This window comes from Vibrio sp. 03-59-1 (assembly GCF_013114135.1).
GTDB lineage: Bacteria > Pseudomonadota > Gammaproteobacteria > Enterobacterales > Vibrionaceae > Vibrio > Vibrio cortegadensis.
In genome coordinates, this window is the sequence record NZ_VTYA01000014.1 from 66,033 (window position 1) to 88,258 (window position 22,226).

The window sequence follows — 22,226 nt, forward strand, 5'->3', positions numbered from 1 at the left end:
TTGGTTACAAAAACCATGCCCCTAACAGAGAGATAAGACCAGTAAATTGCTGCCATTTGCGCTGAATTAGCTATAATCTGGTTCTAAATTTAAAAATCAGTGTTTTTTTCACTAGAAATTAACGCTGATTTGTAAATAATATGGGAATATTGGTATTCGTTTCACGATAAAGGAAGATAAGCCCAAGATGCCTGCAAAGTTAAGCATTCTACTTCTGAATGGCCCAAATCTTAATCTACTCGGTTTAAGAGAGCCCGCACATTACGGTTCTCAAACGTTAGATCAAATAGTGACGGCCCTGTCAGAACAAGCCAAGGAAGCCGAGGTGGAGTTAACCCACCTGCAATCAAATCGTGAATATGAACTGATCGAAGCAATCCATGCTGCATACCAAAAGGTTGATTTTATCATCATCAACCCTGCCGCTTTTACTCATACGAGCGTAGCACTACGTGATGCATTGCTCGGGGTTGCGATCCCATTTATTGAAGTGCACTTATCCAATGTTCATGCACGTGAACCATTCCGCCATCACTCATATCTATCCGATAAAGCAGAAGGCGTTATTTGTGGATTAGGCGCGCAAGGTTATCAATTCGCTTTGGCTGCGGCGCTGAACAAGCTCCAGTCAAAGTAATCTATTCATTACATATGAATAGATAGAACTAATACTTACCTACTCGGTCATAGAGTTTAGGTCACTTAACAAGACAAAGAGAAAGAAAAGATGGATATTCGTAAAATCAAAAAACTTATCGAACTAGTAGAAGAGTCTGGTATTGCTGAACTTGAAATCTCTGAAGGTGAAGAGTCGGTACGAATCAGTCGTAACCACACTGGTGCACCTGCTCCAATCCAATACGCAGCAGCACCGATGGCCGCTCCTGTAGCAGCACCAGTAGCCGCGGCACCAGTTGCAGCAACAGCAGAAGAATCAGCTCCAGCTGCACCAGCAGGACACCAAGTTCTTTCGCCAATGGTTGGTACTTTCTACGGTGCTTCAAGCCCTGATGCAAAACCATTCGTAAAAGTAGGCCAACAAGTTACTGCTGGCGAAACTCTTTGCATCGTTGAAGCGATGAAAATGATGAACCAAATCGAAGCCGATAAATCTGGTGTTGTGGTTGCAATTCTTGTTGAAGATGGCCAACCCGTTGAATTTGATCAACCACTTGTTGTGATCGAATAATAGAGGTCACTCGATATGTTAGATAAATTAGTTATCGCAAACCGTGGCGAAATTGCGCTACGTATTTTGCGTGCATGTAAAGAGCTTGGTATTAAAACCGTTGCGGTACACTCAACTGCTGACCGTGATTTAAAACACGTACTTCTTGCTGACGAAACCATCTGTATTGGTCCTGCTCGCGGTATCGACAGCTACCTGAACATTCCTCGCATTATTAGTGCAGCGGAAGTAACTGGTGCGGTTGCGGTTCACCCAGGCTACGGCTTCCTATCTGAAAACGCAGACTTTGCAGAGCAAGTAGAACGCTCTGGCTTTATCTTTGTTGGCCCTAAAGCGGAAACCATCCGCATGATGGGCGACAAAGTATCGGCTATCACATCAATGAAGAAAGCGGGCGTTCCTTGTGTACCAGGTTCAGACGGCCCTCTTAACGATGATGAAGCGAAAAACAAAGCTCACGCAAAACGCATCGGCTTCCCAGTTATCATTAAAGCATCTGGCGGCGGCGGCGGTCGTGGTATGCGTGTTGTTCGTTCTGAAGCAGAACTGACAGAAGCTATCGCGATGACGCGTGCTGAAGCAAAAGCATGTTTCAACAACGACATGGTTTACATGGAGAAATTCCTAGAAAACCCTCGTCACATTGAAGTTCAAATTCTTGCAGATGGCCAAGGTAATGCAATCCACCTAGGTGAACGTGACTGTTCTATGCAACGTCGCCACCAAAAAGTAGTGGAAGAAGCTCCGGCACCAGGCATCACTGAAGAGATGCGTAAATACATTGGTGAGCGTTGTACCCGTGCTTGTATCGAAATTGGTTACCGTGGTGCTGGCACATTTGAATTCCTATACGAAAATGGCGAATTCTACTTCATCGAAATGAATACTCGTATCCAAGTTGAGCACACTATCACTGAAATGGTGACTGGTATCGATTTGGTAAAAGAGCAACTACGCATTGCTGCTGGTCAACCGTTATCATTCACACAAGATGATATCAAACTGCGTGGTCACTCAATTGAGTGCCGTATTAACGCTGAAGATCCTGTACGATTCCTACCTTCTCCAGGCAAAATTCAACGCTTCCACGCTCCAGGTGGTATGGGCGTTCGTTGGGAATCTCATATCTACACAGGCTACACAGTACCGCCACATTACGATTCAATGATCGGTAAGCTTATCACTTACGGTGAGAACCGCGACGTTGCTATCGCTCGCATGAAGAACGCCCTTTCAGAAATGATTGTGGAAGGTATTCACGTGAACGTACCGCTACAGCAAGCTATTATGAATGACGAGAATTTCCAACACGGTGGTGCAAACATCCACTACCTTGAGAAAAAACTTGGTCTTCAATAATCACTTTTAGCTTGTACGCAAAAGCTTAAGTGTTCGATATTGACGTATCAAATACAGAAATATTGAAACACATAAAATGCCCACTTCGGTGGGCATTTTTTATTCTATTTTCTGAATTGTGTAGAACTCTGGTAGACTCTGCAGCAAATTTTCAATCATCGTGAAACGAAAGAGCAAATATCATGCCTTGGATTCAAATCAAACTTAATGCGACTAACGCCAACGCAGAGCAAATTGGCGACATGCTAATGGAAGAGACAGGCGCGTTATCTGTCACCTTTTTAGATGCACACGATACGCCTGTATTTGAACCTCTGCCGGGTGAGACTCGACTTTGGGGTGATACTGATATCGTCGCGTTATATGACGCAGAAGCCAATACAGACTTCATCATCACGCAAATCAAGAGTAGCGACATGCTTGAAGCAGGTTTCGCTTATAAAGTTGAGCAGCTCGAAGACAAAGATTGGGAACGTGAATGGATGGAAAACTTCCACCCAATGAAGTTTGGTGAGCGTTTATGGATCTGCCCTAGCTGGCGTGAAGTTCCAGAACCTGATGCGATTAACGTGATGCTTGATCCTGGCTTAGCGTTCGGTACAGGTACTCACCCAACAACATCACTTTGCTTAGAGTGGCTAGAGGGCCTAGACCTAAAAGGAAAAACGGTTCTTGATTTCGGTTGTGGTTCAGGGATCCTTGCGATCGCGGCGATCAAGCTTGGTGCGGCAAAAGTGGTTGGGATCGATATCGATCCTCAAGCATTAACGGCCTCTAAAGATAATGCACAACGCAATGGTGTTGCCGATCAACTTGAGCTATTCCTACCTCAAGACCAACCTGAAAATTTCACTGCTGATGTGGTCGTTGCCAACATTCTTGCTGGTCCACTGCGTGAACTTTCAGGCATCATCAAAGGCTTAATTAAGCCAAATGGTCAACTTGCCATGTCGGGTGTTTTAGATACACAAGCTGAAGATGTTGCCAATTATTATCGTGATGAGCTTCACATAGATCCGATAGTAGAGCAGCAAGAGTGGTGTCGTATATCTGGTTACAAGCAAGGCTAGATAAGACTTTACGCCCTAATTGACTGAAATTTATACAAATTACATAAACAAATTGTAAATGCTCAAATATTAGTCTTTTCACGGAGCGAAAAAATGCGTAAAATGCGCGCCCTTGCTGGTACAGAACTGTGATGATGTTTTGAAAATCGGAAATTATAAACTTAAGAACAATCTAATCGTGGCCCCTATGGCTGGAGTGACGGATAGACCGTTCCGTGAGTTATGTCTTCGCTATGGTGCGGGGATGGCTGTCAGTGAAATGATGTCCTCTAACCCCAAAGTATGGAAAACATCGAAGTCGCAACAACGCATGGTACATGAGGGCGAATCGGGCATTCGCTCTGTACAGATTGCAGGTGCTGACCCACAGCTTATGGCCGAGGCGGCTCAATTTAGTGTTGAAAACGGTGCGCAAATCATCGATATCAACATGGGTTGTCCAGCAAAAAAAGTAAATAAAAAGCTAGCCGGTTCTGCTTTGCTACAGTATCCAGAGATTATCGAAGATATTCTTAAGGCGGTAGTCAATGCAGTCGATGTTCCTGTGACGTTGAAAACCCGTACTGGCTGGGACACAGAAAACAGAAACTGTGTCCATATTGCGAAATTAGCCGAAGACTGCGGCATCCAAGCTTTAGCGCTACATGGGCGCACAAAAGCTTGTATGTACAAAGGAGAGGCCGAATACGACAACATTAAAGCGGTTAAACAAGCTATCTCGATTCCGGTTATCGCCAATGGTGATATCGACAGTCCTGAGAAAGCGAAGTATGTGCTGGAGTACACAGGTGCAGACGCTTTAATGATAGGACGTCCCGCCCAGGGCCGACCTTGGATTTTTCAGGAAATCCAACACTACTTGGTAAACGGTACCACGATGCCTGCACTTCCTCTTGAGGAAGTAAAAAGCATTTTACTTGGTCATGTTGACGCACTTCACCAATTTTATGGGGAGTACTTAGGCCCTCGCATTGCTCGCAAGCATGTGGGTTGGTATCTAAAAGAGCATGAGCAAGCCAGTGAGTTTCGCCGTACCTTCAATGCGATAGAAGCAGCACCGCTGCAACTTGAAGCGTTAGAAGGTTATTTTGATAACGTTGCATCATAATTACGAGAAGAGCTAGACCAAATATGTTCGAACAAAATCTGACTTCAGAAGCATTAACAGTGACTACAGTTACATCACAAGATCAAATCACTCAGAAGCCACTACGTGACTCTGTTAAAGCATCGTTGAAAAACTATCTTGCTCAATTAAATGGTCAGGAAGTCAGCGAATTATATGAGTTAGTTTTGGCAGAAGTTGAACAGCCACTACTAGACACTATCATGCAATACACTCGCGGCAACCAAACTCGCGCAGCAACTATGATGGGTATCAACCGTGGTACTCTTCGTAAGAAACTTAAAAAATACGGCATGAACTAATACAGTTCGTCTGTGATTTTACTTTGAAGCCAAGCTATTCGTAGTTTGGCTTTTTTTGTAAATGAAACAATGAAAGTGAACTAGACTAACTGCGACAAATAACCATCAACGGTATAACATTAGCCGCAGTTTTTATTTGCTATTCGGATCCGGTCATCGAGTTCTAAACCTAGTGTGTAATCCACGATATATTCAACATAGCAAGAGCCTGCTAATGGTGAAAAATCACTATAAGTACCTTCAGTGCTCGTCGTATCGGCATCTTTTTTAAGATATATTTTAAATACTTTTTGATCCCCACCACTCTGGTTAATATTCCAATCATCACCAAGTTCAGTTACCGATTTAATCGTGCCACGGCTTGAAGGGTAGCCATAAGCAAATGAACATTGAACCTCTGGTGCTATTGGCTTACACCAAGCATCTTCCGGATCTCGTGGGTCCAATAGTATTACGCGATTTGTCACATCATGCTCATCAACAATCAACTTTCCATAGGCGATCCCAAACGATGATGATAATGCACCTTTAAGACCTTTAACCACGGATACGTCGGCATCTTCATTAATAGATAAAAACCTTGGCGCAGCGACAACGGTTAAAATAGCCAAAACAACAATCACAACAACCAACTCGATTAATGTAAAACCTTTCGTTAATTTCATTTTCACGTCTACTAACTGAACAACAAATGGGCACGTATTCTATCTGAAGTATCAAAGACTAAATAGAATTCATTAAGGCCAAGCTCTTTTCTTACCACCAATACCACCCGCTTGTAGCATATCGATAATTTTCTTTGATTTATCTTCCAACACCTTTAAGCGTCGAGTAACTTCAACTTTACCCTCACCATCTAACTGTTGCATGGATTTATCAAGGTGTGTTTTTTCTTGAATCATCTTAACCAGCTGTATATTTTGCTTTTCAAGCTTATCGACTTTTCCAGCCAATTCAGACAAGGTGCGATTCTGAGCCGTCAACTGAGCTTCAATTTTGCTAAACGCCGTTAAAATTTGCGCTACATTTTGATCTGCCATTCTTTGCTCCAAATAAAACACACTATAGCAGTGTAGTTGATCTCGCCGTCAAATATTGAAAGAGCCTAGACAAAAACCTCATTATTCTAATGCAGCCAAGATAGAGCAGTGGCTCGCATCATCGTCAACATGCCCACAACAGGCGTCATTAATCTTTTTCAATGCACTTCTGATCTTCGTCAATTCTGCAATCTTCTCATCAATCATATCGAGCTTAGAAGACGTGATCGATTTTACTTCCGCACAACTATGCTGTGTTGCTTCCAACTTAATCTCTAATAGCTCTTTTATCTCGTCCAAACTTAACCCTAGAGATTTTGCTTTTAAGATGAAGGTAACTTGTTGCTGATTTTTTTCATTATATAGACGATACCCAGATTCACTTCGCCCAGCAGGATGAAGCAACTGGTTTTTCTCATAGAAACGTAGCGTATCAGTACTTACACCACAACGTTTTGCCAATTCTCCTATCTGAAACATAATGTCCTCTATTAACCATTTCGTTACTTTTAAGCGCCTAAATGCACTTTTTTATAATTATTTTTGAGATGCCAATCGATTGCGCGAGCTTTTATGTCATTAATTGGTTAGAATGTGCGCCATCAAATTTGAGTTACAGATACACTCCATTAACGCAAAAGGTCTTTACCAAAATAAACCCAGTTTTTAATGTATGACTTTAAAATGCAATAAGAACAGGTTCATTTTTTGGCAAATATCTTTAGTTTAACTTTAACTCCGTGAATTTGAGGAAGATGGAAGCATGAATAACGCTCGCCCTATTCGCCGCGCTCTTATCAGCGTATCAGACAAAACTGGTATCGTTGAGTTTGCACAAGCTCTAACTAACCGTGGTGTAGATATATTATCGACAGGCGGTACCGCTCGCCTGCTTGCTGAAAAAGGCATCTCTGTGACAGAAGTATCTGACTACACTGGTTTCCCTGAAATGATGGATGGCCGTGTTAAGACTCTGCACCCGAAAGTTCACGGTGGCGTACTTGGCCGTCGTGGCCAAGATGATGACGTGATGGCCACTCACGGTATCAACCCTATCGATATGGTTGTGGTAAACCTATACCCATTCGCAGAAACCGTTGCTAAAGAAGGTTGTACCCTCGCTGACGCTGTTGAAAACATCGACATCGGTGGCCCTACAATGGTTCGCTCTGCAGCGAAAAACCACAAAGATGTAACTATCGTGGTTAACGCACACGACTACGAGCGCGTTGTTGCTGAAATGGACGCGAACGAGAAATCTCTAACGCTAGAGACTCGCTTCGACCTCGCTATCGCAGCATTCGAGCACACAGCTTCTTACGACGGCATGATAGCTAACTACTTCGGTACTATGGTTCCTAGCTACGGCGCCTCTTTACTTGATGAAGAAGGTAAGAAGGCTGACGAAGAGTCGAAATTCCCTCGCACGTTCAACCAACAGTTCGAGAAGAAGCAAGATATGCGCTACGGTGAGAACAGCCACCAAGCAGCCGCATTCTACGTTGAAGCAAACCCTGAAGAGGCATCAGTTTCAACGGCTCGCCAAATCCAAGGCAAAGCCCTTTCTTACAACAACATCGCTGATACTGACGCAGCACTTGAATGTGTGAAAGAATTCGACCAGCCAGCATGTGTGATCGTTAAGCACGCTAACCCATGTGGTGTAGCACTAGGTGAAGACATCCTAGAAGCTTACGACCGTGCATTCAAAACAGACCCAACGTCTGCATTTGGCGGCATCATCGCATTCAACCGTGAACTAGACGCAGCTACGGCAACGGCTATCACTGAGCGTCAATTCGTTGAAGTTATCATTGCACCGTCTGTTTCTGCTGAAGCAGTAGCAATCGTCGCGGCTAAGAAAAACCTTCGCCTACTTGAGTGTGGAGAGTGGACAACGAAGACGACTGGCTTTGACGTGAAGCGCGTTAACGGCGGCCTGCTAGTTCAAGACCGCGACCAAGGCATGGTTTCTGAAGACGACCTAAAAGTCGTTTCTAAGCGCCAACCTACAGCTGAAGAGCTAAAAGACGCTCTATTCTGCTGGAAAGTAGCGAAGTACGTTAAATCTAACGCGATCGTTTACTCGAAAGGCGACATGACGATTGGTGTCGGCGCAGGCCAAATGAGCCGTGTTTACTCTGCTAAAATAGCAGGCATCAAAGCGGCTGACGAAGGTCTAGTTGTTGAAGGTTGTGCAATGGCATCTGATGCATTCTTCCCATTCCGTGACGGTATCGACGCGGCAGCAGAAGCAGGCATCAAGTGCGTTATCCAGCCAGGCGGCTCTATGCGTGATGATGAAGTTATCGCAGCAGCAGACGAACATGGCATGGCGATGATCTTTACTGGTATGCGTCACTTCCGCCACTAATTCTCTTGTCATCATTGGGGCGGTAACTGCGTTGACTACGCTCGCTTACCCTAATCACATAGCGGGCTATGCTCATAGGGATAAGCTCGCTTGTCGCCTTGTTAGCGCTCCCACTGATTTAAAGCGGCCTCGAATAGTTGAATGACGCAAGCGCCAACTACTTTGAGCAAAACTTATAATTTTGTTTTTTTAAATATTCCGATATTTAAAATACGTAGAGCAAGTCAGTGACTTGAGTTCAAGGAAAACACGCGGAGCTTATGACCATAAGTGAGCATGTTTGACACAGAAATAAAGGCTCTGAAGCAGCTATAAGGATTTTAAAACATGAATGTACTTATTATCGGTGCCGGCGGTCGTGAGCACGCACTAGGTTGGAAAGCAGCACAAAACCCAAACGTTGAAACGGTATTCATCGCTCCAGGTAACGCAGGCACTGCACTTGAGCCGAAACTTGAGAACGTAAACATCGGTGTTGAAGACATCGCTGGTTTAGTCGCTTTTGCTCAAGAGAAAAAAATCGAACTGACTATCGTTGGCCCTGAAGCACCACTGGTTATTGGAGTGGTAGATGCATTCCGCGAAGTCGGCCTACCAATCTTTGGCCCAACTCAAGCGGCGGCACAGCTTGAAGGCTCTAAAGCATTCACCAAAGACTTCCTAGCTCGTCATGACATCCCAACGGGTTATTACGCAAACTTCACTGAGATTGACCCAGCTATCGCTTACGTACGTGAGCAAGGCGCTCCAATCGTAGTAAAAGCTGACGGTCTTGCGGCGGGTAAAGGCGTTATCGTTGCGATGACACTGGAAGAAGCTGAAGACGCAATCAAAGATATGCTAGCAGGCAACGCATTTGGCGAAGCAGGCAGCCGCGTGGTTATCGAAGAGTTCCTTGAAGGCGAAGAAGCAAGCTTCATCGTAATGGTTGACGGTTCTAGCGTTCTGCCTATGGCCACCAGCCAAGACCACAAACGTGTTGGCGACAAAGACACTGGCCCTAACACAGGTGGCATGGGTGCTTATTCTCCAGCTCCAGTAGTAACTCCTGAAATCCACAACCGTATCCTTGAGGAAGTTATCTACCCAACGGTACGTGGCATGGATGCAGAAGGTGCACCTTACACCGGTTTCCTTTACGCAGGCCTAATGATCGATGCTGACGGCACACCTAAGGTTATCGAATACAACTGCCGCTTCGGCGATCCAGAAACGCAACCTATCATGATGCGTATGGAATCGGATCTTGTTGAGCTTTGCCTAATGGCTATCGACGAGAAACTCGATGAAGCAGAGTCTAAGTGGGATCCACGCGCTTCGATCGGTGTGGTTCTTGCGGCTGGCGGTTACCCTGCTGACTACGCAAAAGGTGATGTAATTTCACTACCAACAAGCGAAGTTGAAGGCCAAAAGGTTTTCCACGCTGGTACTGCGAATAACACTGCTGGTGACGTGATCACCGATGGGGGACGAGTACTATGTGCTACCGCTCTGGGAAATAGCGTATCTGAAGCTCAGGAACGTGCTTACGCGTTAACAAAGCAAGTAAGCTGGAATGGCATGTTCCACCGCAATGACATTGGTTACCGTGCGATTGAGCGCGAAAACGAGCTAAAATAATCCGGCCCGTTAATGTGACACAAAAAAGGCGCTCAATGAGCGCCTTTTTTTAATTCTTAATCATCTTCTTGCTAGTCAAGCAACGATGTTCTTTCAATACAGTCGTGATCGTCATCGGCAAGCATCAACAACTCTGTCACTTCAAGCTTACGATTTGATTGCCTACCTAAAAACGCCACATAGCTATCAATGGAGGCTAAACGGTTTATCACAAAGCTCGGTAACGTTTGATTAAATTCAAATTTATTAAACTCGCGTCCAGAGCACGTTTCAAACTCGCTGCCGTCCCAATAACCTTGAATGAGCTCTACACCATCTCTATTCTGCTGTTTTGTTGTATCAATAATAGCGAGCGACTCTTGTTGATAACGCTGCAATTGTTCACGTTGCAAAGGCAATACTTTTCCATTCAAACGGTATTGCTGATAAATCGCGTCACCTTCTTTATTAAAACGAACATGAATGCGATATGGCACCAAGCCGTTGTCAGAAAAGCTGAGCTGTTGACCTTCTCGGATGAATTCACGCAGTTGATTTTCATCCCATCGGTAATCAGATTTATACCAACCGTAATCCCCGGCACTCACATAATCAGCGGCGGTGTTTGGCTTGGTTAACTTTTCGGTGTACCAATAGAAGCTTGTTGCATCACCCATAGACAGGCCGCCAGAATACTCTGAAAACTGATCTAAATTAGGTCGTGGTGATGTCGTGGAACATCCAAGTAGGAAAGAAGTGAGTACAGAAGCTAAAAGAAGTTTTTTCATTAAGGAATCACGCCGAGATAAAAGTACCTCGGCGTAGTCTAAATTATTTCACTGAATCTTTCAGTGCTTTACCAGCAACAAACGCAGGAACATTTGCAGCAGCAATTTGGATCTCATCACCAGTCTTAGGATTACGGCCAGTACGTGCATTGCGATGGTTCACTTTGAATGTACCAAAACCAATTAGTTGGACTTGGTCACCTTCTTTAAGAGCGTCAGTTACGCCACCAAGAGTTGCTTCAAGTGCCGCTTTTGCTTGTGCTTTAGAAAGGTCTGCTTTTTCAGCAATAAAGTCGATTAATTGGGTCTTGTTCATTAGGTTTCCCTTCTCATAGGTTATCGAATTCAACTCACTCTAAAACATAAATGCCCCATCTGGCAAAGGTTTGTCATCGATCTTTAGTCCCAATGCCGTACTTTTAACCATAATATGAGTAATAACTCACAATTTGTTACCTATTAACCTTCTCCATGCCTTGTTTTTACTGCTTTGAGAACCAATTTATAGAGTCTCAGTTGCAGTAAAACCGTTGAAAACGTGTGCAATTGAGACCTTAATTATTTTTATATAGAGGCATTATGCTGCTGTTAATTATCTACATCTCCATCGCAATTGGAGTGTCATTCATCTGTTCAGTTCTCGAAGCGGTATTACTGAGTATCAGCCCTAGTTACATCGCACAACTGCGCCAACAAGAACACCCTGCGGCTGAAGCGTTATCTAAACTGAAATCAGACATTGACCGACCATTAGCGTCGATCTTAACTTTAAATACCATCGCACACACTATTGGAGCCGCGACAGCAGGAGCTCAGGCTTCTGTTGTTTTCGGCAGTCAATGGCTTGGTGTTTTTTCAGCTGTGTTAACTCTGGGGATTTTAGTTTTTTCTGAAATTGTTCCGAAAACAATCGGTGCCACTTATTGGCGTCAACTCTCTCCAATGACGGCAACCACACTGCGCTGGATGGTATGGGCATTGACTCCTTTTGTATGGTTCTCAGAACAAATCACCAAACGTTTGGCGCGAGGGCATGTAGCGCCCAAAATGCGTGATGAATTATCCGCAATGGCAATTCTTGCCAAAGAAAGCGGAGAATTTGCAGAAGGTGAATCTAAAATTCTAAGTAATTTACTGGGTATCCAAGAAGTACCTGTCACCCAAGTAATGACGCCAAGAACCGTTGTTTTTCGGGTCGATGCAGAGATAAGCATCAATGATTTTCTTAATCATCATAAAGACACACCATTCTCTCGCCCTTTGATATACAGCGAGCAGAAAGACAATATCATCGGGTTTGTACACAGACTTGAGTTATTCAGGCTCCAGCAGTTAGGCCAAGGTGAGAAGCGGCTCGGTGCGGTCATGCGCCCGATTCACGTCATGCTCAATAACCTAGCACTCCCGAAAGCATTCGACCAAATGATGGCTAATCGACTGCAACTCTCTCTCGTCGTGGATGAGTACGGAACAATTCAAGGCTTGATCACCTTAGAAGATATTTTTGAATACCTACTAGGGGAAGAGATTATCGATGAAGCGGATAAAAATACGGATATGCAGGAACTCGCGTTTCAGCGCTGGGAAGTATGGAAAACCAAGCATGGTGTGATTGAAAGTCGAGATGACGACGACAGCATCTCAAATGAGAACGAACAGACTAAAAACAATCACGAATAGCATCAATATAAAAAAAGCTCCTACGAGGAGCTTTTTTTTGTTTTAGACATGGTTTCCGTGATTAGTAATCGATCGTGATACCGATATTACTTAACGGTTCATCGCGCAATTCTTGACGCAAATCTTTGATCAACTCAATGTCACGAGCTTCCGCTTCACGTAATGGTCTGAAAATAGCCCATTGAACGTCCCACTCCTCACAAACCGCTTCATTATCTTTTTGATTGTCGTTTGTGATTTCATCTTCGCCTTGAGCTTGCTCTAAATGAGCAACCGTCAGTACTGACTGTTGGCTCAGCTTAATCATGCAGTCAAATAGCTGTTCACGATCCAGTAATCCATGCAATAACGTAGATAGCCCTTGGCACGCATCCATTGCAGGATAGACAGCGTAGATATCAAAATCATCAGCGCTTGGAAATAACTCTTCTAATTTTTCTAATTGACGTTCAAAATTAACTTTAGCCGTTTTGACCGTCAAAATTTCCCAGATACTATCAAGCACGTCACGATATACGCGAGCTTCTGCAAATTTCGTATTATCACAAAACATGGCATAGTTAGGGTACATACGCTCGCACAGGCAAGCCATAAAAGTAATTTGTTGCCAAGGTTCAAATTTTTCAAGACGAACCTGAAGTGGATTCTGTAGCATAGTGACTCAATAGTTGCAGAAAAGGACAGCAGAAGTGTACTTGATAAACCTTAGGGAAAAAAGACAAGCCTATGAACAATTTCTCGAATAAGCTGTATATTCTCACAGAACACGATGACACCTATAAACAACTCATTCAAAATCAGTCTCTACCCGATTTAGAGATCTGTGAGGATCCTGCTCAAGCTGAAATTGTACTCGCTTCTCCCCCACTTGCAGCGGCTAAACTCAATGAGTTCACGCAACTCGATTGGCTCCAATCCACTTATGCAGGAATTAATGCTTTAGTGTCGGGTGATTTGCGCCAAGACTATACGCTAACGAACATCAAAGGCATTTTTGGACCCGCGATAGCAGAATATGTATTGGGCTACTCAATGAGCCACTACCGCCATTTTGCTCTCTACCACCAGCAACAAGCCAAACAGCAATGGCAACCCCATTTCTATCAGTCACTGACCGGAAAAGTGATGGTTATTCTGGGCACAGGATCCATTGGTAGCCACCTTGCTCAAACTGCGTCAGCTCTCGGGTTGCATACTATTGGAATAAATCGAACAGGGATCCCAAGCAAAAGCCTAAGTGTGAATGAAAAGTTTGGCTTTAAAGACACTTTCCATATCAATGAAATAAAAGCCGCATTTCAGCAAGCGGATATTATTGTAAATACGTTACCTGCAACTGAAAATACCCGTTCACTCTTAAATGAAGAGACATTGAGTTACTGCAAACGAGCGTTGCTATTTAATGTTGGGCGAGGTGAGACTTTAGATAATAAATCTCTTTTATTGGCACTAAAAAACGGTTGGATTGAACATGCTTTTCTGGATGTGTTTGAAAATGAGCCGCTGTCTCCTACGCACCCTTTCTGGAAGCTTAATCAGATAACAGTGACTCCACATATCGCGGCCTTGAGTGAACCTCGTCAGGTGGTCAATATATTCGCGCACAATTACCAGCTTTGGCGAGATGGCTTCCAACTCAATAATATAATTGATTTTGATAAGGGCTATTAATGCTTGATACATTGCTCGAGGAAATTCGACGCTGCCAAGTTTGTGGTCCCAACTTAATTGATGGAGCGAACCCCATCATACAAGCCTCAGCTAAGGCAAAGATCTTAATTATAGGCCAAGCACCAGGGCTTAAGGTACATCGGAGCTCTATCCCTTGGGATGATGCGAGTGGGGACAGGCTTCGAGAGTGGCTATCGATGGATAAATCCGATTTCTACGATCCGAACCTCGTTGCGATTGTCCCAATGGGGCTTTGTTATCCCGGAAAAAGTAAAAGTGGCGACTTACCACCAAGAAAAGAGTGCGCGCCTCTATGGCACCAAAGAGTATTAGAACAACTTCCAAATGTAGAAATGACGCTACTCATCGGGCAATATGCACAAAAGTATTACCTTCCTAATAAGCCAACAACGCTCACCGAAACGGTTCAACAATGGCAACGTTGGGCGCCTACATTCATCCCATTGCCTCACCCATCACCACGAAATAATATTTGGCTCAAGAACAATGGCTGGTTCGAGCAGAGCGTTCTTCCTTATGTTCGCACTCATTTAGCCACCCTTGGAACTGATAAATAAAAACGCCGACTTGTGATAAGTCGGCGTTTTAAATCAATTAAATAACCAATTCGTTATTTATGGTATGGCTTAGACAAGTCATGCACCGCTTCAACAAACACACCTGCATTCTCAGGTGGAACATCTAAGTGGATACCGTGACCTAAGTTGAAAACATGTCCTGTTCCTGCATCACCAAACCCTTCAAGAATAGAGCTAACTTCTTGGCGAATACGTTCAGGCTGAGCGTAAAGAATCGATGGATCCATATTTCCTTGTAGAGCGACTTTGTCACCAATGCGAGCTTTTGCATCAGCAATGTTAATCGTCCAATCTAGGCCAACCGCATCACAACCTGTTGCCGCAATTGATTCTAACCACATGCCACCATTTTTGGTAAACAAAGTAACTGGAACACGGCGACCTTCGTTTTCACGAATCAGTCCATCAACAATTTTATGCATGTAACGAAGTGAGAACTCATTGTAATCACGAGGCGTTAATACTCCACCCCACGTATCAAATACCATCACCGACTGAGCGCCTGCTTTAATCTGTGCATTTAAGTATTCAATAACCGTGTCAGCCAGTTTATCTAGCAGCAGGTGCAAGGTTGCTGGCTCTGCATACATCATTTTTTTGATCTTTGTGAAGGCTTTAGAGCTGCTACCTTCAACCATGTATGTCGCTAGTGTCCAAGGGCTACCAGAAAAACCAATCAAAGGCACTTCGCCTTTTAGATCTTTACGAATTTGGCGTACTGCATTCATTACGTACTGAAGTTCACCTTCAGGATCTGGCACACCGATTTTTTCTACATCTGCTTTGCAAGTAATTGGTCGCTCGAATTTCGGACCTTCGCCAGTTTCAAAGTATAGGCCAAGTCCCATAGCGTCAGGGATGGTTAAAATGTCTGAGAATAAGATCGCAGCATCAAGAGGGAAACGACGCAAAGGCTGAAGCGTCACTTCTGATGCTAGCTCTGCGTTTTTACACAAAGACATGAAATCGCCTGCTTGTGCACGCGTAGCTTTATATTCTGGTAGGTAACGGCCTGCTTGGCGCATCATCCAAACCGGAGTGCAATCTACAGGTTGCTTAAGTAAGGCGCGTAGATAGCGATCATTTTTTAATTCTGTCATTCCGTTCTTCCAATTAAAGCTATATCTATTTATTTGCCATTATTCTAACACTGATTTAACTGTAAAAGCTGTGTGCTTTGCAACCTAGATCAAGTTATTAACTTTTAAATCAATGCTTAATTTGCACCTGTTTATAGAGCGTGATAAAAATTTGCTCGCTAGCGAAAATTAAAATAATAAATACTGAGTATGAGAGTACTCAGCATCTCATAACGACATCTTACTTACCCCCTCCTTGACCGGAGGGTTTTTTTTATCATTTGAAAGCTATTTTGTTGAATTACCATCGTTTTCACGTGGTCGGTTCATGTAGCAGATCGAGCGTATGTTCAATCAACGCACGAGCAATCGTCCCTTCAGGCGCAACAGCTGGCATCTCACTCGGCAAGAACCACTGCGCATCGGTCAGCTCGCTATAATCTGGTTTTAACTCCCCTGACTCATATTCTGCGATATAAGCCATCATAATACTGGATGGAAATGCCCATGGTTGGCTACCGAAATATTGAATATTTTTCACATCAATTCCAGTTTCTTCTTTTACTTCTCTCGCTACACATTGCTCTAACGTCTCACCCACTTCTAAGAAGCCTGCAATAACTGTGTACATACCATTACGGTGCCTTGGATGTTGCGCTAACAGTATCTGCTTACTATTTCTTACCCCAACAATAATGCATGGAAAAATACGCGGATAATGCAATGTCCGACAATCACCACACTGCATGGCTAACTGATTATGGTTTAGGTGATTGCGTCCTCCGCACTGAGCGCAGAAACGCATAGTTTGTGTCATGTGTCCATACTGCACAGCTTTGCTTGCGAGAAGAAAAAGTGCTTCAGGTAATAACAGTAACTCGCGCAAAGAGGTCAATGGATAGCGACAATCTACATCAGCATCGTTTAACCACATCACTGGAATCCCCTGATAGGTACCAATGTTTACGGCTTTTTCATAAGGTAAGCCGAGTTCACTTGCACTCCCTAAAGGAAGCGTGCCATCTACAACCCATAAGTCACTGCCAAGAACGATGCACCAATAAACGTCGCTGGTTCCTTTGTCACTTTTTTTTAACATCTCTGTTCCTCTCCACTTGCAGTTATTCCATTTTACTGGCAATCTAAATTCATACCAGAATTTAGATTGAAATATCAACGAAAACTCAGGTAGATAAGAATTTAAATTGTGTTATGGATACTTTGCTTTTCACGGATGACGATCACCACTCTTGTGGTCCGATCATGAGGACATGGTCATGCTAAATAAATTCAAACAAGTACAAGAACAGTGGGGTGGCTCAAGTGAGGTCATCGACCATTGGCTCGAGACCAGACAATCACTGATTGTTGAATACTGTAAACTCGCAACTTTACAGCCCTGTACAACAAACAGCGCTGTCTCAGAGCTCCCTTCACCAAAAGAGCTTCAGGTATTTTGCCAACATCTCGTTGATTATATTTCTGAAGGACATTTCAAAATTTACGATATGGTCATGGATAAGTGGCGTTCTACAGGTTTCGAAGTGACAGAAGAGATCAATCAAGCTTATGGCAAGATTGTGTTAACCACAGAGCCCCTACTGAATTTTACGGACAAATACGCAGCGATACAGAGCGAAGATTTACTTGAGAATCTAGATAGCGATCTCTCATTTATTGGCGAAGTAACGGAAGCTCGCTTTGAAGTTGAAGATCAGCTCATTCGACTCATCGCTGACAGCTTAGCCGTTCCACCAGGCGCTTGATAATACAATATCTAAGATAATATTAGAGACCGAAACCTTCTTACGATGTAAGAGGGTTTTGTGCATCGTAATGTCAGCCCAAACACTCTTATCAGTATAAGACTCGCCTTAAGTCGATTTATCCCTTCTCATCAGCAATTCCTTCTCTTTACTACTTACTACTTACTACTTACTACTTACTACTCGAATTATTCCTTTCAGATAGAAAGCCACCAGCATTAAATGGCTCATTTTCTAAAGATAAAAAAAATCCCCGAGCATGGCCCGAGGATTTATCTATCAAGGCAACATTACGCTGCCTTTATCTCTACACTAGCTTACTCGTTAGAAGAGAAACCTGCATTTAGAAGTGCAGCTAGGTTATCTGTTGCTTGTTCAGCAGATGGACCTTCTTGCTCTTCTTCACGCTGTTTTTGACGCTCTTGGTGGTAAGCGAAACCAGTACCAGCTGGAATCAATCGACCAACAATAACGTTCTCTTTCAGGCCGCGTAACTCATCACGTTTACCAGAAACCGCAGCTTCTGTTAGTACGCGAGTCGTTTCTTGGAACGACGCTGCTGAGATGAATGACTCAGTTGCAAGAGATGCTTTAGTGATACCTAGTAGTTCACGCTCGAAGCTCACTAGCTCCTTGCCTTCTGCTTCTAGTACACGGTTAGCGATCTTAACTTGTGAGTATTCAACTTGCTCACCAGGTAGGAACTCAGAGTCACCCGCTTTAGTGATAGTACACTTACGAAGCATTTGACGAACGATAGTTTCAATGTGCTTATCGTTAATCTTAACGCCTTGTAGACGGTATACTTCTTGTACTTCGTTTGCGATGTACTGAGTTACTGCGCGGATACCACGTAAACGTAGAATATCATGTGGAGTTTCAGGACCGTCGGCGATTACATCACCACGTTCAATCTTCTCACCTTCAAATACGTTTAGCTGACGGTGCTTAGGAATCATCTCTTCGTAAGCGTCACCGCCATCACGAGTAATAACTAAACGACGCTTACCTTTCGTTTCTTTACCGAACGACACAGTACCTGTGTGCTCAGCAAGGATCGCAGGCTCTTTCGGCTTACGAGCTTCGAATAGGTCGGCTACGCGTGGTAGACCACCGGTGATATCTTTGTTTCCGCCAGATTTCTGAGGGATACGAGATAATGTGTCACCGATGCCAACTTCTGCGCCATCTTCGATGTTAACAATCGCTTTACCAGGTAGGAAGTAGTGAGCTGGCATATCAGTACCAGGAATCATTACATCGTTGCCTGCTGCATCAACAAGTTTGATAGCTGGACGCATATCTTTACCTGCTGCTGGACGAGCGGCTGCGTCAGTCACTTCACTTGAAGATAGACCTGTTAGGTCATCTGTTTGGCGAGTAACGGTAACACCATCGATCATGTCAACAAATTGGATGCGACCTGCCACTTCAGTGATGATTGGCATGGTGTGCGCTTCCCAGTTAGCAACAACTTCACCAGATTCTACTGAATCGTTGTCTGCTTTGCTCAGAATCGAACCGTAAGGAAGTTTGTGCTTCTCTTTAGTACGACCGAACTCATCAACAATCGTCATCTCAGATGCACGAGAGGTGATAACCAGTTTCTTGTCTTTGTTGATTACAAACTTAGCGTTGTGAAGCTTCACAGTACCAGTTGTTTTCGCTTGGATGCTGTTCTCTGCTGCTGCAGTAGATGCCGCACCACCGATGTGGAACGTACGCATCGTTAGCTGTGTACCCGGTTCACCGATAGATTGAGCAGCAATAACACCAACTGCCTCACCTTGGTTCACTAGGTGACCACGTGCTAGGTCACGACCGTAACACTGTGCACAACAACCGAAGTCTGCATCACAGGTAACTACTGAGCGCACTTTCATGCTATCTACAGAGTTATCTTCCATGATCTGACACCACTTCTCATTAATTAGAGTATTACGTGGGATCAGTACATCTTCAGTACCAGGCTTAAGAACATCTTCAGCAACAACACGACCAAGAGCAAGCTCAGAAAGTGCAACTTTAACGTCACCACCTTCAATGTGAGGCATCATGTCGATACCTTCGTGAGTGCCACAATCGTGCTCATGTACTACAACATCTTGTGCAACGTCTACTAGACGACGAGTTAGGTAACCCGAGTTCGCCGTTTTCAGTGCTGTATCGGCAAGACCTTTACGCGCACCGTGCGTTGAGATGAAGTATTGCAGTACGTTTAGACCTTCTTTAAAGTTCGCTGTGATTGGCGTTTCGATGATTGAACCATCTGGACGCGCCATCAGACCACGCATACCCGCCAACTGACGAATCTGTGCAGCAGAACCACGAGCGCCCGAGTCAGCCATCATGTAGATGCTGTTAAACGACTCTTGCTGTTCTTCATCACCATCACGGTTAACTACTGTTTCGAACGATAGGTTATCCATCATCGCTTTCGCAACACGGTCGTTAGTAGACGCCCAGATATCGATAACTTTGTTGTAACGTTCACCAGCAGTAACTAGACCAGATTGGAACTGATCTTGGATTTCACGAACTTCTTCTTCAGCTGCGTCGATTTCGTCGTACTTCGCTTGAGGTACAACCATATCGTCGATACCAACAGAAACACCAGATAGTGCTGCGTATGCGAAACCTGCGTACATGATTTGGTCAGCAAAAACAACGGTATCTTTCAGACCAAGCTTACGATATGCCTCGTTAAGCAGGTTAGAGATCTGTTTTTTACCAAGCTTTTGGTTAACGATGCTGTATGGAAGACCTTTCGGTACGATTTGCCATAGCATTGCACGACCAACAGTTGTATCAACTAAGCCAGTGTTTGTTGTGCTGTTACCGTCTTCGTCTACTACTGTTTCAGTGATACGTACTTTAACGCGAGCATGTAGCTCAGCAGTCTTAGTACGGTATGCCTTCTCAGCCTCTTCAGGGCCAGCAAGGTACATACCTTCACCTTTCACGTTGATCTTGTCACGTGTCATGTAGTAAAGACCCAATACAACGTCCTGAGAAGGTACGATGATCGGATCACCTGATGCTGGCGACAGAATGTTATTCGTCGACATCATTAGGGTACGAGCTTCTAGTTGAGCTTCCAAAGTCAGTGGTACGTGTACCGCCATTTGGTCACCATCGAAGTCGGCGTTATATGCCGCACACACTAGTGGGTGAAGCTGAATCGCTTTACCTTCGATTAGTACTGGTTCGAACGCTTGAATACCAAGACGGTGAAGTGTTGGTGCACGGTTCAATAGTACTGGGTGTTCACGAATTACTTCGTCTAGGATATCCCAAACGATCGCTTCTTCGCGCTCAACCATTTTCTTAGCTGCTTTGATTGTCGTCGCCATGCCACGAGTTTCTAGCTTGCTGTAGATGAATGGTTTGAATAGCTCAAGTGCCATCTTCTTAGGAAGACCACATTGGTGCAAACGTAGAGTTGGACCTACTGTGATTACAGAACGACCAGAGTAATCTACACGTTTACCAAGCAAGTTCTGACGGAAACGACCCTGTTTACCCTTGATCATATCAGCAAGAGATTTCAGAGGACGCTTGTTAGAACCTGTAATCGCACGACCACGACGACCGTTATCAAGAAGTGCATCAACAGACTCTTGCAGCATACGCTTTTCGTTACGTACGATGATGTCCGGAGCAGCTAGCTCTAGAAGACGCTTCAAACGGTTGTTACGGTTGATCACACGACGGTATAGATCGTTCAGATCAGAAGTCGCAAAACGACCGCCATCTAGTGGTACTAGAGGACGTAGATCTGGCGGAAGTACTGGAAGAACCGTAAGGATCATCCATTGTGGATCATTGCCAGACTGAATAAATGCTTCAACTAACTTAAGACGCTTAGTCAGTTTCTTACGCTTAGTTTCAGAGTTAGTTGTTTCTAACTCTTCGCGCATTTGTTCAGCTTCTTGGTGCATATCCATAGTAGACAGCAGATCTTTGATCGCTTCTGCACCCATCTTAGCAGTGAACTCGTCACCCCACTCTTCTAGGCGATCTAGATACTCTTCTTCAGTAAGCATCTGAGATTTTTCTAGATCCGTCATACCCGGTTCTGTTACTACGTACATTTCGAAGTAAAGAACACGTTCGATATCACGTAATGGAATATCCATTAGTAAACCGATACGAGACGGTAGTGATTTTAAGAACCAGATGTGAGCAACTGGTGAAGCGAGTTCAATGTGGCCCATACGGTCACGACGAACTTTAGTTTGTGTAACTTCTACGCCACACTTCTCACAGATAACACCGCGGTGCTTCAGACGCTTATATTTGCCACAAAGACATTCGTAGTCTTTTACTGGACCAAAAATACGCGCACAGAACAGACCATCACGCTCAGGCTTGAACGTACGATAGTTAATTGTTTCTGGTTTTTTAACTTCACCAAAAGACCATGAACGAATCATGTCTGGTGAAGAAAGACCGATTTTGATTGCATCAAATTCTTCGGTCTTATGCTGTGCTTTTAGAAAGTTTAATAAGTCTTTCACGATCAGCCCCTGTAAGGAGTGAAAAGGCGCTCGGCGAGCGCCTTTCTAACAAATAATCCCTAAG

Annotated in this window: 21 protein-coding genes; 12 read left to right on the plus strand and 9 right to left on the minus strand. The window is 44.1% G+C overall.

All coding sequences use genetic code 11. From position 1 onward, the window contains the following. Window positions 1-187: 187 nt before the first annotated feature. From aroQ to fis, 6 genes are all read left to right on the plus strand, one after another. The gene (gene aroQ / locus F0249_RS14885) at window positions 188-637 is read left to right on the plus strand and encodes a type II 3-dehydroquinate dehydratase (RefSeq protein WP_113795413.1); all 450 of its coding nucleotides are present in this window, start codon (window positions 188-190) and stop codon (window positions 635-637) included. Window positions 638-727: 90 nt separating this feature from the next. Next, window positions 728-1,189: an acetyl-CoA carboxylase biotin carboxyl carrier protein gene (gene accB / locus F0249_RS14890; RefSeq protein ID WP_113795412.1), complete on the plus strand. Its 462-nt coding sequence runs from the start codon at window positions 728-730 to the stop codon at window positions 1,187-1,189. Window positions 1,190-1,204: 15 nt separating this feature from the next. Then, window positions 1,205-2,548, plus strand: coding sequence for an acetyl-CoA carboxylase biotin carboxylase subunit (gene accC, locus F0249_RS14895; protein ID WP_113795411.1), 1,344 nt, complete (start codon window positions 1,205-1,207; stop codon window positions 2,546-2,548). 182 nt (window positions 2,549-2,730) lie between these two features. After that, window positions 2,731-3,618, plus strand: coding sequence for a 50S ribosomal protein L11 methyltransferase (prmA, locus tag F0249_RS14900; protein WP_171757086.1), 888 nt, complete (start codon window positions 2,731-2,733; stop codon window positions 3,616-3,618). Window positions 3,619-3,757: 139 nt separating this feature from the next. Next, entirely contained in the window at window positions 3,758-4,726 is a 969-nt protein-coding gene (gene dusB, locus F0249_RS14905) for a tRNA dihydrouridine synthase DusB (protein ID WP_040887248.1), read from the plus strand. A gap of 23 nt (window positions 4,727-4,749) precedes the next feature. After that, entirely contained in the window at window positions 4,750-5,046 is a 297-nt protein-coding gene (gene fis, locus F0249_RS14910) for a DNA-binding transcriptional regulator Fis (protein ID WP_004729744.1), read from the plus strand. Window positions 5,047-5,165: 119 nt separating this feature from the next. Here fis and F0249_RS20355 read toward each other — a convergent pair whose 3' ends face one another. The 3 genes from F0249_RS20355 to zntR form a co-directional block, all read right to left on the minus strand. Further along, window positions 5,166-5,711, minus strand: coding sequence for a prepilin-type N-terminal cleavage/methylation domain-containing protein (locus F0249_RS20355; protein WP_113795408.1), 546 nt, complete (start codon window positions 5,709-5,711; stop codon window positions 5,166-5,168). A 72-nt stretch (window positions 5,712-5,783) separates the two neighbouring features. Continuing rightward, window positions 5,784-6,086, minus strand: a complete 303-nt coding sequence (locus tag F0249_RS14920; protein ID WP_113795407.1) for a hypothetical protein — start codon at window positions 6,084-6,086, stop codon at window positions 5,784-5,786. Window positions 6,087-6,167: 81 nt separating this feature from the next. Beyond that, window positions 6,168-6,566 (minus strand): Zn(2+)-responsive transcriptional regulator, encoded by a 399-nt coding sequence (zntR, locus tag F0249_RS14925; protein ID WP_017053194.1) that lies wholly within the window; start codon window positions 6,564-6,566, stop codon window positions 6,168-6,170. 283 nt (window positions 6,567-6,849) lie between these two features. Here zntR and purH point away from each other — a divergent pair, with 283 nt between their 5' ends. Continuing rightward, window positions 6,850-8,460 (plus strand): bifunctional phosphoribosylaminoimidazolecarboxamide formyltransferase/IMP cyclohydrolase, encoded by a 1,611-nt coding sequence (purH, locus tag F0249_RS14930; RefSeq protein ID WP_171757087.1) that lies wholly within the window; start codon window positions 6,850-6,852, stop codon window positions 8,458-8,460. Between the two features lie 327 nt (window positions 8,461-8,787). Next, window positions 8,788-10,080 (plus strand): phosphoribosylamine--glycine ligase, encoded by a 1,293-nt coding sequence (gene purD, locus F0249_RS14935; protein WP_017053192.1) that lies wholly within the window; start codon window positions 8,788-8,790, stop codon window positions 10,078-10,080. A 71-nt stretch (window positions 10,081-10,151) separates the two neighbouring features. Here purD and F0249_RS14940 read toward each other — a convergent pair whose 3' ends face one another. Further along, window positions 10,152-10,847: a DUF1481 domain-containing protein gene (locus tag F0249_RS14940; protein WP_017053191.1), complete on the minus strand. Its 696-nt coding sequence runs from the start codon at window positions 10,845-10,847 to the stop codon at window positions 10,152-10,154. Window positions 10,848-10,890: 43 nt separating this feature from the next. Further along, window positions 10,891-11,163, minus strand: coding sequence for a nucleoid-associated protein HU-alpha (gene hupA, locus F0249_RS14945; RefSeq protein WP_017053190.1), 273 nt, complete (start codon window positions 11,161-11,163; stop codon window positions 10,891-10,893). Window positions 11,164-11,426: 263 nt separating this feature from the next. Here hupA and F0249_RS14950 point away from each other — a divergent pair, with 263 nt between their 5' ends. Further along, window positions 11,427-12,527, plus strand: a complete 1,101-nt coding sequence (locus F0249_RS14950) for a CNNM domain-containing protein (RefSeq protein ID WP_171757088.1) — start codon at window positions 11,427-11,429, stop codon at window positions 12,525-12,527. 61 nt (window positions 12,528-12,588) lie between these two features. On the opposite strand, the gene F0249_RS14955 is transcribed toward F0249_RS14950, so the two are convergent. Next, window positions 12,589-13,182, minus strand: coding sequence for a YjaG family protein (locus tag F0249_RS14955; protein ID WP_113795403.1), 594 nt, complete (start codon window positions 13,180-13,182; stop codon window positions 12,589-12,591). Window positions 13,183-13,253: 71 nt separating this feature from the next. Here F0249_RS14955 and F0249_RS14960 point away from each other — a divergent pair, with 71 nt between their 5' ends. Together F0249_RS14960 and F0249_RS14965 are read left to right on the plus strand one after the other, a co-directional pair. Then, a complete protein-coding gene (locus tag F0249_RS14960) occupies window positions 13,254-14,198 on the plus strand; it encodes a D-2-hydroxyacid dehydrogenase (protein WP_171757089.1) in 945 nt (314 codons plus the stop codon). Next, window positions 14,198-14,776, plus strand: a complete 579-nt coding sequence (locus F0249_RS14965) for a uracil-DNA glycosylase family protein (protein WP_171757090.1) — start codon at window positions 14,198-14,200, stop codon at window positions 14,774-14,776. Before F0249_RS14960 ends, F0249_RS14965 begins: the two co-directional genes overlap by 1 nt. Window positions 14,777-14,829: 53 nt before the next feature. On the opposite strand, the gene hemE is transcribed toward F0249_RS14965, so the two are convergent. Next, window positions 14,830-15,897: a uroporphyrinogen decarboxylase gene (hemE, locus tag F0249_RS14970; protein WP_017053186.1), complete on the minus strand. Its 1,068-nt coding sequence runs from the start codon at window positions 15,895-15,897 to the stop codon at window positions 14,830-14,832. Between the two features lie 292 nt (window positions 15,898-16,189). Further along, the gene (gene nudC / locus F0249_RS14975; RefSeq protein ID WP_171757091.1) at window positions 16,190-16,975 is read right to left on the minus strand and encodes an NAD(+) diphosphatase; all 786 of its coding nucleotides are present in this window, start codon (window positions 16,973-16,975) and stop codon (window positions 16,190-16,192) included. Between the two features lie 172 nt (window positions 16,976-17,147). Between nudC and F0249_RS14980 the strand changes: the two genes are divergently transcribed. Next, complete coding sequence (locus F0249_RS14980) at window positions 17,148-17,642, plus strand: Rsd/AlgQ family anti-sigma factor (protein ID WP_040887246.1); 495 nt, start codon at window positions 17,148-17,150, stop codon at window positions 17,640-17,642. A gap of 317 nt (window positions 17,643-17,959) precedes the next feature. On the opposite strand, the gene rpoC is transcribed toward F0249_RS14980, so the two are convergent. Continuing rightward, window positions 17,960-22,162 carry a DNA-directed RNA polymerase subunit beta' gene (gene rpoC, locus F0249_RS14985; RefSeq protein ID WP_113795399.1) on the minus strand — a complete coding sequence of 1,401 codons (4,203 nt, stop codon included), beginning with the start codon at window positions 22,160-22,162 and terminating at the stop codon, window positions 17,960-17,962. Window positions 22,163-22,226 lie beyond the last annotated feature (64 nt).